This window comes from Bacillus sp. EKM202B (genome assembly GCF_011066025.1).
Taxonomy (GTDB): Bacteria; Bacillota; Bacilli; order Bacillales; family Bacillaceae_G; genus Bacillus_A; species Bacillus_A toyonensis.
In genome coordinates this window covers 73,473-88,858 of record NZ_JAAMNK010000014.1, presented here as the reverse complement: position 1 = coordinate 88,858, position 15,386 = coordinate 73,473, and the positions used below count along the sequence as shown (strand labels likewise).

The window sequence follows — 15,386 nt, the reverse complement described above, 5'->3', positions numbered from 1 at the left end:
GCATCTTTATCCTTCTTCATTTCTGTATACACTAATCTTCTTATTAACATAACCATTTACGAAAAAAGCGAATAGTAACAGTATTACAAGCGAACTACTTAACAAGTAAATTAAATCAAACGTAATATCAATCATCATTTCATTCATGTATACCAGGCTCCTTTTTATTTAAAGTAAAAGTATATTTTGATAGACTAATCTACTAAACATAGACATCTTACAATTCATCTTCAGTCAATCTCTTTGTAGTATATGTATACCCTTCCTAACCTTTTCTAAACGTAAAAAACTATACTTATATTTTTTCTTATTTATATGTTTAACATTTTTTAAAACGGGTATGTTTATATTGTTATGCTTACTATATGGAAAGGAATATTGCAATGAACGCCATTCACTCTACTACTATTTCTTATAATGAAACGCCTACAATAACTCAGATTCATCATTTTTACGCTTTAATGACAACATTTCAAACGAACTTGTTTATAAGTAAACACGGAACACTTACTTCTATTAAAAACTTAAGCACATTAGTATCCTTTTTCCTTACGGTAAAAAAGAGAGAGCTTGTATTATTTATTTTTGAAGGAATAGATGCAAAAAGAGCTTTAAGAACACTCTTTCCTTCTTAGAATGTTTGTTATCCTCTATTCCCTCGTTTACTACCTTTCATATATATTTTTATTTCAAAATGATTTCCTCTATTAAAAAAGAACCCCCTAATACAATAGGGGGATTTCTAGTTTGGCCTTATGAAAACTGATATAATATATATTACGTTTTTCATTCTTTACAATAGGAAACTTTTAATACTCTTGAAGGTAGGAATTTTTAATGAACTCGAAAGCAAAATTTAGTATTCGCTACAAAATTATGGCTGGTTATTTAGTTATCATTTTGTTCTTACTTATCTCTTTCATTATGCTAAACAATGAGATTTCCAGTTTACAAAAATCTCGTAATTTTATTATTGATCACGATTTTAAAGTTCTTAATTTAACGAATCAAGTGGAGAAAGAATTGCTAACAATTGAAAATAAAGCGAAAGGGTTTATCATTTCTAATAACCCAAATTACGTGCAATCCCTTAACTCCGCGGAAAAAGATTACGAAAAACATTATCAAGATCTTTTTGCTCTATTAGAGGATAACCCCTCTCAGCAAGAAAAATTAAAACAGATTAACGAAAACATTACTAGTTGGATTAATAAAGAGATTCACCCACTCATTACAAATAATAATAGTAATAATGTACAAACAATCGACACGACTCAAATTCAGTCATTACAGTCGCAGCTAACTAACTTCCGGAGCACTGAGGAGCAACTAACGAAAAAAAGAGCTGCACAATTAGATATTGAAAATAATAAATTAGAGATTTGGTTATACAGTTTATTGTTCTTACTTTCTTGTATTTCCATTATCGTTTCACTCTATATTTCGAATTCCATTACAAAAACGATTAAAAATGTAATTCAAGCTATTAAATCCATTTCTTCTAAAGAAAAAATTACGGAAAGAATTCATGTAAATACACATGATGAAATAAAAGATCTTGCTCATACAACAAATCACCTACTAGATGAAATATCGAAAAGAGAGTGGTTACAAACTGAGCTTGCAGAATTAATTTTAATGTATCAAGGTGTATCTTCTATTGAGATGTTAGGTAAAAAAATTCTTAGTGGAATTATACAAAAAACGCAAACTTCTTGCGGTGCATTTTATGTACGTGAAGAATATGAAGAAACTGTCTACTATGTGAAAAAAGCTTCTTTCGCCGATCAAGGTGCTGATATTGGAAAACAATCTATTAAAATGGGTGAAGGTTTCATTGGACAGTCTGCCTTAGAAAAGAAAAGTTTTATTCTCAGTGACATACCCGAAGAGTTTCGTTATGTCACTAGCGGAGTATTAGAAATACGTCCTAAAAATCTACTAGTCATCCCTATCTTATTTGAGGATGAAGTAATTGCAGTAATGGAGTTAGTAAGTGTAACTGAGATTTCAGACTTACATCAAGATTTAATTCAACAAACTATTGATAATCTAGGTTTAACAATCCATAGCATTATAGGACGTATGCGAATTCAAACTCTTTTACATGAATCACAAGCAATGACAGAAGAGTTACAAGTTCAATCAGAAGAATTACAAACGCAAGCTGAAGAACTACAAATGCAAGCTGAAGAATTACGAACAACGAATGAACAATTAGAGTCTAGAACTGAAGAAGCTGAACAAAAGACAGCTGACTTACAAATTACCAAATCAGAATTAGAAGAAAAAGCAAGCGAGTTGTTACGCAGCTCAAAATACAAATCTGAGTTCCTAGCAAATATGTCACATGAATTACGCACACCGTTAAATAGTATTTTACTATTATCTGAAATGTTAAGAGAAAATCATGATAATCATTTATCGGATGATGAAATTGAACTAGCAACTGTCATTCATTCATCAGGGAAAGACTTACTTACTTTAATTAATGACATACTAGATTTATCTAAAGTAGAAGCAGGCAAACTAGACATCATTTTTGAAGCAACGAACATAAGTGACATGGCAGCCAATATGCATCAAAACTTTTTACATATAGCTGCACAAAAAAATATCGAATTTACGATTGAAGACAGTGATACGATTCCAGATCTGTTTTATACAGATGCAAAACGGATTGAACAAATTATTAAAAACTTACTATCCAATGCATTTAAATTCACAGAAAAAGGATCCGTCTCTTTACATTTCAATCCGATAGAAACAACCAATTTGAGTCATGATATGCAGTCTATAAGTAAAGAGTGGATTACAATTTCAGTAAAAGATACTGGTATTGGTATCGCTAAAGAACAGCATCAACTTATTTTCGAAGCCTTTCAACAGGCAGATGGAGCAACAATTAGGAAATATGGTGGTACAGGCTTAGGGTTATCTATTTGTAAAGAGTTTGCTAGATTATTAGGTGGCTGGATTACGTTAGATAGTAATGTAGGAAAAGGCAGTACTTTCACAGTATATATTCCTAATCTTCCAAATGGATTACATGATATACAGTTATCCAATTTAGAAGTCGCAGCAACGATAGAAGATGTTATTCCTGCTGAAGTTATTGAGGAAACTATCGTTACTACCGAAACAAATAACGTCTTCCAAGAGAAAACCATTTTAATTGTCGATGATGATCATCGAAATATATTTGCGTTACAAAATGCATTAAAAAAACAAAATGCCAACATCATTACTGCCCAAAACGGCATAGAATGTTTAGAAATACTAAAAAGCAATACAAATATTGACCTTATTTTAATGGATATTATGATGCCGAATATGGACGGTTATGAAACGATGGAAAATATCCGAATGAATTTAGGGTTAAATGAAATACCGATTATCGCATTAACTGCTAAAGCAATGCCAAATGATAAGGAAAAATGTTTATCTGCTGGCGCTTCAGATTATATAAGTAAACCATTAAATCTACATCAACTCTATTCGGTAATGAATGTATGGTTAATAAAATAAGTGAGGTTTAGTTGGAGTGGAAAATAAGTATTATAATTTTGATCCATCAGTAGATACGGATGAGCGCACGAACTTAGAAATTGAATTACTATTAGAAGCGGTATTTAAACTATCAGGATTTGATTTTCGCCAATATGCTCGCACATCTATTTATAGAAGGATTTGTAATCGAATGCAGCTCTCTAATATCCCAACCATTTCAAAATTAATTGAAAAAGTAATTCACGAGGAAGGGGTTTTAGAACAGTTATTAAATGACTTCTCGATTAATGTAACTGAGATGTTCCGTAACCCTGCCTTTTTTAAAGCGCTTAGAGAGCATGTAATTCCTGAATTAAAAAAGAATCCTGAAATTAGAATTTGGCATGCTGGATGCGCAACTGGTGAAGAAGTATTATCAATGTCCATCTTACTTCACGAAGAAGGATTAAGTGAAAAGTCGGTTATTTACGCAACAGATATGAATACAAATGTGTTAGAAAAAGCAAAACAAGGCATCCTCCCGTTAAATAAAATGCAAACTTATACGAAAAACTATTTACAAGCTGGCGGTACACAAGCATTTTCTAACTATTATTCAACAGATAATCGTTTTGCTTATTTTAATCCATCACTTTTACAAAACATTATTTTTGCACAGCATAATTTAGTAACTGATCAATCTTTTAACGAATTTCATATTATACTTTGTCGTAACGTTTTAATTTACTTTACAAGTAAACTTCAAAATCAAGTACAGCAACTATTTTATGAAAGTTTAGGCCACAATGGATTCCTATGTTTGGGGAATAAAGAAACTCTTCGTTTTTCAAATATAATGCCGCATTATACCCAATTTAATCCTAGTGAACAAATTTATCAAAAAATACAATAAAAAGCGTATGAAATCCTCTGTTTGGATTTCATACGCTTTTTATTTCGCATTCGTTTTTATCATAATGAGACACATATCATCTGATTGTGTTTTCTTCTGTTCTTCCTTATAAAACCCTTCTATCTCTTCTTCTAAATTTGCCCATTTTCTTTCTGTAAAAGTACGTAATTTTTCTTCAGATTCAAATTCATCATTTGCAATTGCTTCAAGAACACCATCTGTAAACAATAATATTTGAGCATTCTTCTCAAAAGGTATAACTGTCTTTTTAACTTTTATTTCATCAAAAAATCCTACCGCACAACTCCCGCGATTTAGTTCAACCATATTTGTTTCATCAACTAAAACGTATCCAGAAGGATGCCCTGCATTTACATATTCAATCGTTCTCTTTTCTGTATCTACTACTAAATATATCGCTGTAAAATAATATGGAATATCGTCATTCTCATTATGTAAAAGAGTCATATATTTATTTAAGTCTTTAATGACGAGTTCTGGATCGATTAAAGATTTAATCGTTTCACGTAATACAGAAGAAATAAACATACAAACTAATGAAGCAGATATACCATGTCCCATCACATCTAATAATATAATACCGTAGCGATTTTCATCGATTTTGTACCAATAATACATATCTCCAGCTAGTTTGAATGACGGTAAGTAACTTGCTTCAATTTTTATATGATCTTCTCTTAATGGGCTACTTAATAAGTTTCTTTGTACTTGTGTAGCTAAATCTAGTTCATTCCGAAGATTTTCTTCTTGTTCTTTATGCCAATTTAATTCCGATTTCAAGCGTAATGCTACACGCATACGCGCTAATAGTTCAACTTTATTTATAGGTTTCGTAATATAATCCATTGCCCCCATATCAAGAGCTTCGGCTAATTTATTTGCATCCTCTAAAGCTGTAACAAAAATAATAGGGATATCTTTAAACTTCTCCTCTTTTTGTAATCGCCTACAAACTTCAAGTCCATCAATTTCAGGCATCATAATATCTAATAGTATTAAGTCAATTTCATTATGCCTGGAAGAATCTTTTCCAGACTGTATGTATTCGAAGAGCTCTTGTGCAGAATTGAGCGATACAAGATCATGATATCCGGCTTGTTTTAAAATTTTCTCAATTACAAATATGTTAACCGGATTATCATCAACAATTAAAATGGACACAAGTTATTTCCCCTTTTCTTATTTAAAATGTAAATCTATTATAATTTTCTATTTTTCTAGTATTACATACTCAGTTACAAAATGAAAATTTCGTACTCAAACATATTTATACAACAAAAGAACAAACCCCTAGAAATAGGAATTTGTTCTTTCACTCTATAAATTTCCACTTTTAATTTAACACCATTGCTTTATCATTTAAAAGACGATCTAATTCTTCCATATGATTTGTTTCATCTGCAATCATATCTTCTAGTTTTACAACTAACTCTGTCATATTTAATTTCGCTGCCTGTTCTTTTCTCGTTTCATAACGCTTAATTGTTTCATATTCTGATTGTCTAGCGGATTCTAACATTTCTCGAACATCTTCCACTTGTTTCACTGGTAAAGGGATCGTAGTAGGTGTACCACCTAGCGTCTTAATTTTCTCCGCTAAATATAGGGCATGTCCTTGTTCATCGCTAATTTCAGATTCAAAGAAAGGTTTTAACACTTGTCTATATATACCAGAAACTGTAGCAGCATTATGGTTATACATAATAATCGCCGAGTATTCTCCTGCTAAATCTTCATTCAATCCTTCTATTAGTTCTTTCACATCGTATGACATTTTAATATCTCCTCCTATACTTAATAACTACCCCTTTTCTCATGTTTTAAACATCATTATTTTAAATTTTTATGTATCTAAAAACGCGGCTTGCTTCAATTTACTTATCGCTTGTCTTTTAATACGAGAAACGTGCATTTGTGAAATACCTAACCGTTCCCCTGTATCTTTTTGATTTAAATTTTCTCCAAATATATAATGAATAACACTCTTTTCTGTCTCATTTAATACGTTAAAAATATCCTCTAAAACGAGACGCCTTTCTGTCTGTTCATATCCTTGCTCTACTTCACCTACAGATTCAATTCTCGCTACCGAACTTCCATCAGATGAATTTTCAACTACATCATCTAAGGAAGATACTCGATAATTATTTTTAGCATCCATAATTTCTAGCACTTCCTCTTCGGATAGTCCTAAATGATCCGCAATCTCTATAATCTTCGGTGAACGCTGCAGGTGATCTGTTAACTCCTCTATCGCAAGTTTAATTTTCCCGTCCAAATCTTTAATTCGCCTTGGAACGTGAATGCCCCAAGTTTTATCACGTAAATACTTCTTTATTTCTCCTACTATCGTAGGTATTGCAAACGGCTCAAAAGCATTCCCTATCGAATAATCATACCTTCTTATTGCGCCTAAGAGCCCTAACATTCCTACTTGTATAATATCCTCATGCATAGGCCCACCTTTTGAATAGCGATATGCAATGGAATGTACGAGATTTTTATAATGATCAACTAACCTTTCCTGTGCTTCATCACATTGGTTTTGTTGAAATTCTGCAATTAGCTTAATAACGTCTTCTTTAGTAAGATTTGTAGGTTGAGATTGGATTTCCATCATTCTCCACCTGCTCTCTTTGTATATATTTTGTCATTAAAACTGTCATGCCCTCATCATGCATGATTTGTATATCATCCATTAACGTATTTATTAAATATAAACCTAAACCATTTTCCGGCAAATGTTCTACTGGTTTACTAATATCATACGGACCAACTTTCCTTTTTAAGCTACTAAAATCAAAGCTAACCCCATTATCAGCAACCATAATTTCTAATCGATCTTCATATAGACCAAAGACAATTGTAATTTCTCCAACATCTTCTTTGTATGCATGTTGTACAATGTTTGTACATGCTTCACTAATAGCAATTTTCATATCTTCTATATCGTCATAAGCAAAGCCCATTCGGTTCGCAACACCAGCCATTGTTAAACGAATAATAGCCACATATTCTGCCTTTGCAGGAATTTTCATTTCTATCTTTTCAAATTTCTCCATCATCCCTAGTCACCTTCTTTCTACTTTTTCAAAATCGGAATTCAAATTTAATATTTCTGTTAGTCCTGTAATATCAAATAATCTTTTTAGTCTTTTAGATACACCAATAAACTCTAGTTTGCCATCATTTTTCTTAACTGCTTTTAATAGAGCTATAAAAACACCTAAACCAGTACTATCCATATAATCTACGTTATGAAAATCTACTACAATATGAACCTCTTTTTCACTTGTAATAGGTATTACCTTATTTTTCAAATCTGATGCCGTATACGCATCAATCTCACCATTAAGTTGTACCGTATAACCTACATCATTTTGCAAAATATTTATTGCCAAATTCATCATTTCCGCCCCCTTATCTCAAACTACTACTATGTTAATTACCCATAAAAATTAATTTTAAACATATTTTTTTATTTTCATTATAAATAAATTTTCTACACCTTTCTCGGCTTAACACTTAAAAAATACTACTAAATGTTTAAACCTTATAAATTTGTGTATGTATAATGTATAAACATTATTTTTAGGGGGATCTATCTATGGAAGAGCACAACTTTAAAAAGGGAGATTTCGTTCAATTTTCTTATCGACACGATCATGCTACAACGTTAGTTGGTTCCATTATTAACATACTAACAAATACAATTGTAGTTGATATAGGTAATAGCGAGGACTTATCTCATATAGAGCCAAGGCAAGTCGTAAGAATAAATAATTGTGAAAAAGTAACGATGATTTAATACATAATAAAAAGTGTAATTTCAATGAGCGGGGGCCTTCATCCCCCGCTCATTCCTATGCAGATTACATTAAAAAAGCATCCAAATTAGTTTAATTGGATGCTTTTTTATGTATATTTATCAGTTCATTCACTTTATAGTTATATATAATAAACTTAAGATTACTATTCATTATCATACTTACGCTTTCCGTAGCATTCTAGAGAAGAATGTAACGATTAAAATAAAGACGATTGCACCTAATAACGCTGGAAGAACAAAAATGCCTCCCCATTCAGGACCCCAATGACCAAATAACGCACTACCTACCCAAGATCCAATTAAACCAGCAATTACATTACCAACTATACCTAAAGGAAAGTCTTTCCCCGTAATCATTCCAGCTAACGCACCAATAAGTCCACCTACAATACACGTAATAATAAGTCCCACAATTAAACCTCCTATATTGTTTTTATATTTGATTTATCAAGCTTTGGTATGTAACCAAAGCTTGATAAACATGTATTATTCTTTATTATCCAATCCATCACTTATCTTTTGTTTCACTTTTCCGACTTTTTCTTTTATAGTTCCCTTCGTCTTCTCCCACTTCCCTTCATTTTTCAACTCTCTATCTTCTGTAACTTCACCAATCCCTTCTTTTACTTGTCCTTTTTTCTTTTCAACTTTACCCGTAATTTGTTCTTTTAGACCGCTCTCACTCATATTTCCAATCTCCTTTTCGTAATAGATTTATAGATGTAAAGGATACAAATTTAAAGAGAATACGTGCATCTTCTTTCTTGTAGCCATTCACCGACTCTTTCTAAATCCTTAACGAATAACAAGATTTTCCCTTCATCCAGCTTTTCTTCATAAAAGTTAGCTTCTTCCTCATTAAGTCCTAACTCTTGCATCTTATTTCTTAACTGATCTCCCGTTTTTTGAAAGACATTAATAATGCTTGTCCCAAGTCCTTCCTCTTTTATTCCAATCGTGTTCACGTCTGCATTATCTGCGATTCTATCTGTCCTCTCTTTCTCATGTGTTAACACGTAAATATCTTTTTGTTCTATTCCTTTCTTCACTAGATCATTTGCCGCATTCATGACCTCTTTCTCCGTAATAAATTCATATACAAAAGGTTTACTATACTTCGTTTCCATCTTTAACTTCCTCCTTTAAAATGAATTATTTGTTATATTATATGTAGTACACCTATTTTCGAAATGTTAAACATAAAATATGAAAAAAGTTATGTGAATTTTAATTTTAATAGAAAATGAACAACATCATTTACCACTTTAAAACATCTTCTCCTTACAATAACTACCTAAATTAACAGAAAATTGTTATAATTAAACATAAGGAGGGATACTATGAAAAAAATCATATCTATATGCGCTCTAACCGCTCTATCTTTCACTTTAATAGGTTGTACAAGCTCCTCGGCTACAGATAAAGCTTCACAAGTTAAGCAAGAACATACACAAAATACATTTCAATTAAATTCCGCTAATATTACAGACATTGAAATACTGAAAACAACAAATAATACTATTTCCAAATCTCAAACAGACAATGAAGAAATGATAAAACCTATCGTTTCGGCAGTTCAAAATGGAACCTCGAAAACAATTACATTAGATCAAAAAAAGAAACAATCGGCACATTCTACTATAACCGTTACATATAAAGATGACGCAAAAGAAGAGTTTCTTGTCTGGATCGATAATAAGGAGCAAATTACAATCGCTAAAGATGAGAAGAAAGGTAAAGTAGAAGCTGTGACATTAAACATGAAACACTCTAAAATGATGAAAGATTTCTTTAAAAATGATAAAACGTAAAAAGGATCTCCTTTAAGGAGATCCTTTTTCTCTTTATACAATTTGCTTTATACAAGCAAACGAAATACATACTATTGTTATGCTCCTTATCATTCGAAGAAGAAATATTAATTATATATTATGGAGACGGTTATTTACTCTCTAATTATATGACTATCGTTAATATTGATTTGCTAAATCGTGCTGTCCTATGTACCGATGATGACACTAAATTTTTTTATATAGTTGATGTTAAGTAAAGGAAGTAGCTTTACATCCTACTTCCTTTACTTAACCATTTCCATATTTAGACTTTTATAAAATCTATTTAAGGTCTAATTTTGCTAAATCATGTTGTAAAACATTATTTCCTTCTTGTGGATTAAATACGATTGCACTAAGACCAAAAACATTCGTAACAACATCTCTATCATTTGGATGAATTATTCTTACTTCGTAAGCAAAAAGTCCTGGAGGAAGAGCTGCCGAACGAAAAGTAACATATTGATTAGGTGCTAATGTTCGTGTAGAAGGATCTACTAATGGTAACAATACAGGAGAACCAGATGACCAATCAAACATTTCAACAGTTACTCTATGAGTATCATCTGGATCAACATTCATAGCATCAACAGTAAGAAATAAAGTAGCAGAATGTCTACGTAATACACCCGTTGATAACGTTTCATTGTAATTTTTACAACATTTTTTAGAAGAATAACCATAGCCATAACTCATATCAAATTCCCCCTTTCATTTACAATTAAGGACAAGCATTCCTTATAATATATAATGCTATTATTATTTTATTGAAAGGTATAATAGCGGAATTTCATCTATATTTTCTAATATTTAAGTTTACGTTTGTTCACTCGTATTGAAAATAAAGTGAAACTTTAATCAGTGGGGGTTTACAGGCAGCCCGACCCCCACCTAACTTCTTTGCTTCCGCTGAATTTTGAGGTGGGGGTCTTACTGCCCGGCAAATAGCGGGATAAATTTTATATCATTCTTGTCCATGAACTAGTTCCTAAAAGGTCCCTTTTCTACAATAAAAAAAAGAGCTGTCCATAAGTCGGTTTCACCAACTTATGAGACAGCTCCTCTTCACTTCACCTTATTTTATCGATGAATCCAAACTGCACCTGCAGACTTGTCTTCTGCTTGGCCTACTACTTCAAACTTTAATCCTAGTTTCGGCAACTTACGTCCTGCATCTGGAATCACGCTGTTGATATACTGCTTAGAATCATCAAATTTCGCAACACCTGGTAATCCTTTATAGTCAAAGATACCGCGAGTTGGCGAATCTACTCTCCATGCTGGTGTTTGATCGAATGAGAATGCAGCATCAGCAATTTGATAACGCGTACTGCTCTTCACAGTCGGTTGTCCATTTAATGTCCCTACGATTGCCTCTGGATGAGAATCTACTACTCCTAAGAATCCTTCACCTGGATGAACCCCTACCCAGTTATCTGTAAAGCTTTGATCCGCATACCATACAACCATTCCTGTATTAAATACTGGACCACGCGCATGTTGTAAAGCCGTGTCAGAACCAGCGTAATTTCTCCACTCTACATAGTAGTTATGTTTCTTCTGTTCAAATCCGTTAGACACCGTAAATCCTTTTAGTGTCATTGCTGGTTGGCCTTCTGCATCATCTGAGAAAACAACTTTTCCATTTACAGTTAATGCAGCATTATCTAATGCAAATCCTTTATAAGCTACTGCGATATCTGTTAAATACTCAAATTGCAGTTTTACTTTTTTCCCTTTGAATTGGCTTAAATCGTATGATTTATCAACCCACTTACCATCAGTTGTATCCACGCCGCCTTTTACATCTTTTTCGCCCATTCTATCAATGCGTGTCTTCGTTCCATCTTCTGCAATCGCATATACGTCAAGGAAATCATACTTCGCTTCCAGTTCGTAGAATGCCTTATAATCAAACTTAGCATCCGTTGCATTTGTTAAGTCAAATACTGGTGTCTCAAGTGTTGTATGAATGTCATTTCCTTTTGTGCTGTAGTAAAACTTCTTACCAAATGCCGATTCGATATTTTTAATATCTTTGTCCGGTAAGTTAACACGAATGATTCCTGGTCGTTTTGATTTTGTAACACTTTGATCTAAATATGTTGCAACACCGACTCCCGTGCGAAGTTTATCGTAATCTACCTCAACGATATTCGCCCAATTGCCCTTCATATTCTTTTGGAAAAACTCTTTATTTTGTGGTGAGAAACTTGTTGGCTCTGTTCCTGCAATTTTTCCAGCCCAACTACCGCCACTCATAATAGACCAAGACTCAACAGGTTCACCTTGCCCTGAGTACTTCGTATCGTACTCATCTGGTAATCCTAAATCATGACCATACTCATGCGCAAACACACCAACCGCTCCATCTTCAGGCTCGATTGTATAATCATATGCAGCCATCTTTCCGCCCCAATTTGAAACAGAAGATTTTGTGCCATCAATCGCATATGGTTTTGATCCAAGTTTTGAACGATGAGACCAAATTGCATCATCTTTCAATTTACCGCCACCAGCTTCTTGACCAACACCAGCATGTACAACCATTAAATGATCAATAATGCCATCTGGCTCGTTTTTATTTCCATCACCATCTTGATCGTATTGATCAAATTGATCATAGTCTGCTAAATTGATCCCTTTTGCTACCGCTGCTTTTAATGCTTCTTTCACAAAATCACGTGGCCCTAAAGGACCTTTGTTATCATGACCAGTTCCAGCATCCGCACCATAGTCTGAAGCTTTTCCTGGAACAGTAAGCCATTCCGTTACAGTTCCATCAACTGTGTAGCTACCACCAGATTGTTCTTCATAATATTGTTTAAATGTGTTAATCTTCGATCCATCAAATAACGTAAACGGTTCATCACCAAATAACATTTTTTGATAATGTTCACGATTGAAGTCCTTAGAATACATGTATCCTGGCTCTTGATCAATATTGTTATGCTTAAAATCGCTAAATTCTACGAGTAAAACAAGTATTTTATCTTTTCGGACAGCTCCATTGTACTCAGCTTGCTTCGCTGATGTAGTAGGTACTTTTCCATTTAATTTCCCTGGATTTAATCCTGCACCTTGTCCAGCTACTGGTCCTACTTCTGGCTGCTGCGCCTGTTCATTTTCCTTCATTTTTGAATCTTTTACTTTTTTCATAAAATCAGAAGCTTCTTGCGTAAGACTATCTCCTGTCAAGACTTCTTTCCCAGGGTTTTCCCCTTTCTTTTTCTCAACATATTTTTCGACAGCCTTTGACGTCTCCGCTTGTGATGCAGATTGATCAATTACGCCCCGTTGTTTTAGCGCTTCTGCCAAACGCTCCTCCGGTATTAAATGCTCATCTATCGGTAGAGATGATGGCGTATCAGCATACGCTGCATGACTTCCAAAAGCAAAACTACTACTTAGTACTGCCGCTGTTGCTAAAACTGATAATGGTTTTAACTTCTTATCCTTTTTCAATGCATTTCCTCCCCAGTGTCTGCAAATTATCGTTTTTTTGTCGATAACAACATAATATTCGTTATAATACGAATATTCAATCTTTTTCAACAGACAAAATGTTGAGAAATATTTTTTGTGCAGGATGAAATACGTAAGATAGCAAAATACAAAGGTTCTGCTTATTTATGTTTTTTAAGTTTTGCATATAACCATAAAGTGGGATCACTTGTTCTTTCAAATTGATAGCGATGGAGTAAAATGCTTATTTACAATACTAAGGAAATACAACATACAAACAGGCTGTTATTTGTTTTAAGTACAATAGTCATACTTGCTCGATGCACTTATTTTTTGGCAATAAATAAATGATCACCATCTAAGGAATCTTATTTATATTCTAATTACCTTTTAAATTATCGGAAAATTATTGAAAAAGTTTTTTCTTGCTATCTATCACTCTAACACACTTAATTTCTTGCTAGTATATACATATCAATATACAAATAAACATAGTAGAAAGCGGGGAGAATTATGGTAAGTCATCTAAAAACAAAAGATATAATCACACAACTTTTAAATAATTGGTATCAAGAGATACGTGCCCAGCACCTAAAAGAAGCAAAACATTTAAAAACAGAGATTGATACACACATAAAAAGTATTAATGAAGATCCAAATTTACTATTCCATTACTCACTTCTTACTTTTCGCTTTAAAGTTTTGCTTGATCATTTAAGCATCACACCCACAAGCTTCCAGGCAATTGATTCACTGGATATACCAAAAAATGAATCGTTGTCTTATTATTATCACTTTTTCAAAGGGATTCATGCTACACTAATTTCCAACAACAATGAAGCCTGGGAATACTACGAAAAAGCCGAAACACTATTACAACATATTCATGACGATCTTGAAATAGCCGAGTTTAGCTATCGTTTTGCTAACTTCTATCTTCATACCTATCAACCTCTATTAGGAATTCAACATGTGACTAAAGCTAAAGAAATCTTCTCTAAACATAATGGCTATGAAAATAATGTTGCCGCTTGTGAGAACTTATACGGTTTAGCATGTATTGACATAAAACAATTCCCTGTAGCAGAAGAAAAATTTAATTCTGCAATAGATATTTTACGTAAAAATAATGAGGATTCCCTAATATTAAGAGTCCGCAATAATTTAGGTTTTTTATATAGTAGCCAAAACTTATCCGCTTTAGCAATTCGACACTTATCAGAAGTAACAACTAAAACTCCAGAGCATTTTAGGGCCATTTTTCTTAAGGCTAGAGAACATTTAAAGATTGGGGAACTTGAACAGTCGGCCGAGTTAATCGAACGAGGATTAGCAATTTGTGAGAAGCTAGACAATAAAGAATACCTATATCATTTCAAACTTTTAGATTGTATAAATAAAGGTGTTTCGGCTGCTATTCTCGAAGAATTATCTTTGGAAGCTATCTCATTTTTCGACACACAACAACTCTATACTTACACACAAGAATACACTGAAAAATTAGCAATCAAGTTTTACGAAGAAAGCGACACTGTAAAAGCTAGTAAATACTTTTATATTAGTCATCAAGCTAAAGAAAAAACTTTTGAAAAAGGAGCGTTAAAATAATGAAAAAACTTTTTGGAACGATTTTAGGTTTATCACTTTCAGTTGCATTATCTATTGGATTAGCATTCCCTTCACAATCAGATTCTAAGAAACAAGTTGATTCGACTAAATCTAGTACAATTATGTACATGCAATCAAGCCACGGTGACTCCTGGTAATACAAAGAGTTTTTTATCTGTTACCATCATTAATTAGGAAAAGGGCACTCCCTCAATGGAGTGCCCTTTTC

18 protein-coding genes and 1 pseudogene are annotated in these 15,386 nt (G+C 32.9%); 8 read left to right on the top strand and 11 right to left on the bottom strand.

The annotated features are described in order from the left end of the window. Positions 1-6 precede the first annotated feature (6 nt). Entirely contained in the window at positions 7-147 is a 141-nt protein-coding gene (locus G9F74_RS17555; protein ID WP_001004563.1) for a hypothetical protein, read from the bottom strand. Between the two features lie 236 nt (positions 148-383). On the opposite strand from G9F74_RS17555, the gene G9F74_RS17550 reads away from it, so the two are divergent. The 3 genes from G9F74_RS17550 (at position 384) to G9F74_RS17540 (ending at position 4,402) form a co-directional block, all read left to right on the top strand. After that, the gene (locus G9F74_RS17550; protein ID WP_000991353.1) at positions 384-635 is read left to right on the top strand and encodes a hypothetical protein; all 252 of its coding nucleotides are present in this window, start codon (positions 384-386) and stop codon (positions 633-635) included. A 202-nt stretch (positions 636-837) separates the two neighbouring features. Continuing rightward, on the top strand, positions 838-3,528 hold the full coding sequence (locus G9F74_RS17545) for an ATP-binding protein (RefSeq protein ID WP_016107960.1): 2,691 nt from the start codon (positions 838-840) through the stop codon (positions 3,526-3,528). A 16-nt stretch (positions 3,529-3,544) separates the two neighbouring features. Beyond that, positions 3,545-4,402 carry a CheR family methyltransferase gene (locus tag G9F74_RS17540; RefSeq protein WP_000429038.1) on the top strand — a complete coding sequence of 286 codons (858 nt, stop codon included), beginning with the start codon at positions 3,545-3,547 and terminating at the stop codon, positions 4,400-4,402. A gap of 39 nt (positions 4,403-4,441) precedes the next feature. On the opposite strand, the gene G9F74_RS17535 is transcribed toward G9F74_RS17540, so the two are convergent. The 5 genes from G9F74_RS17535 to G9F74_RS17515 all read right to left on the bottom strand — a co-directional run bounded on the left by G9F74_RS17535 (position 4,442) and on the right by G9F74_RS17515 (position 7,833). Beyond that, positions 4,442-5,584, bottom strand: a complete 1,143-nt coding sequence (locus G9F74_RS17535) for a fused response regulator/phosphatase (protein WP_016107959.1) — start codon at positions 5,582-5,584, stop codon at positions 4,442-4,444. A gap of 172 nt (positions 5,585-5,756) precedes the next feature. Beyond that, the gene (locus G9F74_RS17530) at positions 5,757-6,197 is read right to left on the bottom strand and encodes a ferritin-like domain-containing protein (RefSeq protein WP_016107958.1); all 441 of its coding nucleotides are present in this window, start codon (positions 6,195-6,197) and stop codon (positions 5,757-5,759) included. A 69-nt stretch (positions 6,198-6,266) separates the two neighbouring features. Then, complete coding sequence (sigB, locus tag G9F74_RS17525; RefSeq protein ID WP_016107957.1) at positions 6,267-7,043, bottom strand: RNA polymerase sigma factor SigB; 777 nt, start codon at positions 7,041-7,043, stop codon at positions 6,267-6,269. Then, a complete protein-coding gene (gene rsbW, locus G9F74_RS17520) occupies positions 7,006-7,488 on the bottom strand; it encodes an anti-sigma B factor RsbW (protein ID WP_016107956.1) in 483 nt (160 codons plus the stop codon). Before rsbW ends, sigB begins: the two co-directional genes overlap by 38 nt. A 6-nt stretch (positions 7,489-7,494) precedes the next feature. Further along, positions 7,495-7,833 carry an STAS domain-containing protein gene (locus G9F74_RS17515; RefSeq protein WP_016107955.1) on the bottom strand — a complete coding sequence of 113 codons (339 nt, stop codon included), beginning with the start codon at positions 7,831-7,833 and terminating at the stop codon, positions 7,495-7,497. Positions 7,834-8,030: 197 nt separating this feature from the next. Between G9F74_RS17515 and G9F74_RS17510 the strand changes: the two genes are divergently transcribed. Beyond that, positions 8,031-8,231 carry a hypothetical protein gene (locus G9F74_RS17510; protein WP_016107954.1) on the top strand — a complete coding sequence of 67 codons (201 nt, stop codon included), beginning with the start codon at positions 8,031-8,033 and terminating at the stop codon, positions 8,229-8,231. A 180-nt stretch (positions 8,232-8,411) separates the two neighbouring features. Here the strand turns inward: G9F74_RS17510 and G9F74_RS17505 are convergent, their stop codons facing one another. The 3 genes from G9F74_RS17505 to G9F74_RS17495 all read right to left on the bottom strand — a co-directional run bounded on the left by G9F74_RS17505 (position 8,412) and on the right by G9F74_RS17495 (position 9,379). After that, positions 8,412-8,663: a GlsB/YeaQ/YmgE family stress response membrane protein gene (locus G9F74_RS17505; protein WP_000522903.1), complete on the bottom strand. Its 252-nt coding sequence runs from the start codon at positions 8,661-8,663 to the stop codon at positions 8,412-8,414. Between the two features lie 75 nt (positions 8,664-8,738). After that, positions 8,739-8,939: a CsbD family protein gene (locus G9F74_RS17500; protein WP_000004263.1), complete on the bottom strand. Its 201-nt coding sequence runs from the start codon at positions 8,937-8,939 to the stop codon at positions 8,739-8,741. A 50-nt stretch (positions 8,940-8,989) separates the two neighbouring features. Then, on the bottom strand, positions 8,990-9,379 hold the full coding sequence (locus G9F74_RS17495) for a YflT domain-containing protein (protein WP_000448820.1): 390 nt from the start codon (positions 9,377-9,379) through the stop codon (positions 8,990-8,992). Positions 9,380-9,592: 213 nt separating this feature from the next. Here G9F74_RS17495 and G9F74_RS17490 point away from each other — a divergent pair, with 213 nt between their 5' ends. Next, positions 9,593-10,063 carry a hypothetical protein gene (locus tag G9F74_RS17490; protein WP_000720845.1) on the top strand — a complete coding sequence of 157 codons (471 nt, stop codon included), beginning with the start codon at positions 9,593-9,595 and terminating at the stop codon, positions 10,061-10,063. A gap of 71 nt (positions 10,064-10,134) precedes the next feature. Then, positions 10,135-10,302 (top strand): annotated as a pseudogene (locus G9F74_RS17485) (YolD-like family protein); the annotation flags it as partial. A gap of 64 nt (positions 10,303-10,366) precedes the next feature. Here G9F74_RS17485 and G9F74_RS17480 read toward each other — a convergent pair. Next, positions 10,367-10,780 (bottom strand): BtaA family protein, encoded by a 414-nt coding sequence (locus G9F74_RS17480; protein ID WP_000120220.1) that lies wholly within the window; start codon positions 10,778-10,780, stop codon positions 10,367-10,369. Between the two features lie 384 nt (positions 10,781-11,164). Next, positions 11,165-13,549, bottom strand: coding sequence for an immune inhibitor A domain-containing protein (locus tag G9F74_RS17475; RefSeq protein ID WP_016107953.1), 2,385 nt, complete (start codon positions 13,547-13,549; stop codon positions 11,165-11,167). Positions 13,550-14,062: 513 nt separating this feature from the next. Here G9F74_RS17475 and G9F74_RS17470 point away from each other — a divergent pair. Next, entirely contained in the window at positions 14,063-15,157 is a 1,095-nt protein-coding gene (locus G9F74_RS17470; RefSeq protein WP_016107952.1) for a response regulator aspartate phosphatase, read from the top strand. After that, positions 15,157-15,315, top strand: a complete 159-nt coding sequence (locus G9F74_RS17465) for a hypothetical protein (RefSeq protein WP_000732343.1) — start codon at positions 15,157-15,159, stop codon at positions 15,313-15,315. Before G9F74_RS17470 ends, G9F74_RS17465 begins: the two co-directional genes overlap by 1 nt. Positions 15,316-15,386: the final 71 nt, after the last annotated feature.

What these genes read in the sequence shown, in the direction of transcription:
- G9F74_RS17555 (WP_001004563.1), bottom strand. Translation starts at nt 147, where the DNA reads ATGAATGAAATGATGATTGATATTACGTTTGATTTAATTTACTTGTTA.
- G9F74_RS17550 (WP_000991353.1), top strand. Translation starts at nt 384, where the DNA reads ATGAACGCCATTCACTCTACTACTATTTCTTATAATGAAACGCCTACA.
- G9F74_RS17545 (WP_016107960.1), top strand. Translation starts at nt 838, where the DNA reads ATGAACTCGAAAGCAAAATTTAGTATTCGCTACAAAATTATGGCTGGT.
- G9F74_RS17530 (WP_016107958.1), bottom strand. Translation starts at nt 6,197, where the DNA reads ATGTCATACGATGTGAAAGAACTAATAGAAGGATTGAATGAAGATTTA.
- sigB (WP_016107957.1), bottom strand. Translation starts at nt 7,043, where the DNA reads ATGATGGAAATCCAATCTCAACCTACAAATCTTACTAAAGAAGACGTT.
- rsbW (WP_016107956.1), bottom strand. Translation starts at nt 7,488, where the DNA reads ATGATGGAGAAATTTGAAAAGATAGAAATGAAAATTCCTGCAAAGGCA.
- G9F74_RS17515 (WP_016107955.1), bottom strand. Translation starts at nt 7,833, where the DNA reads ATGATGAATTTGGCAATAAATATTTTGCAAAATGATGTAGGTTATACG.
- G9F74_RS17510 (WP_016107954.1), top strand. Translation starts at nt 8,031, where the DNA reads ATGGAAGAGCACAACTTTAAAAAGGGAGATTTCGTTCAATTTTCTTAT.
- G9F74_RS17500 (WP_000004263.1), bottom strand. Translation starts at nt 8,939, where the DNA reads ATGAGTGAGAGCGGTCTAAAAGAACAAATTACGGGTAAAGTTGAAAAG.
- G9F74_RS17495 (WP_000448820.1), bottom strand. Translation starts at nt 9,379, where the DNA reads ATGGAAACGAAGTATAGTAAACCTTTTGTATATGAATTTATTACGGAG.
- G9F74_RS17490 (WP_000720845.1), top strand. Translation starts at nt 9,593, where the DNA reads ATGAAAAAAATCATATCTATATGCGCTCTAACCGCTCTATCTTTCACT.
- G9F74_RS17480 (WP_000120220.1), bottom strand. Translation starts at nt 10,780, where the DNA reads ATGAGTTATGGCTATGGTTATTCTTCTAAAAAATGTTGTAAAAATTAC.
- G9F74_RS17470 (WP_016107952.1), top strand. Translation starts at nt 14,063, where the DNA reads ATGGTAAGTCATCTAAAAACAAAAGATATAATCACACAACTTTTAAAT.
- G9F74_RS17465 (WP_000732343.1), top strand. Translation starts at nt 15,157, where the DNA reads ATGAAAAAACTTTTTGGAACGATTTTAGGTTTATCACTTTCAGTTGCA.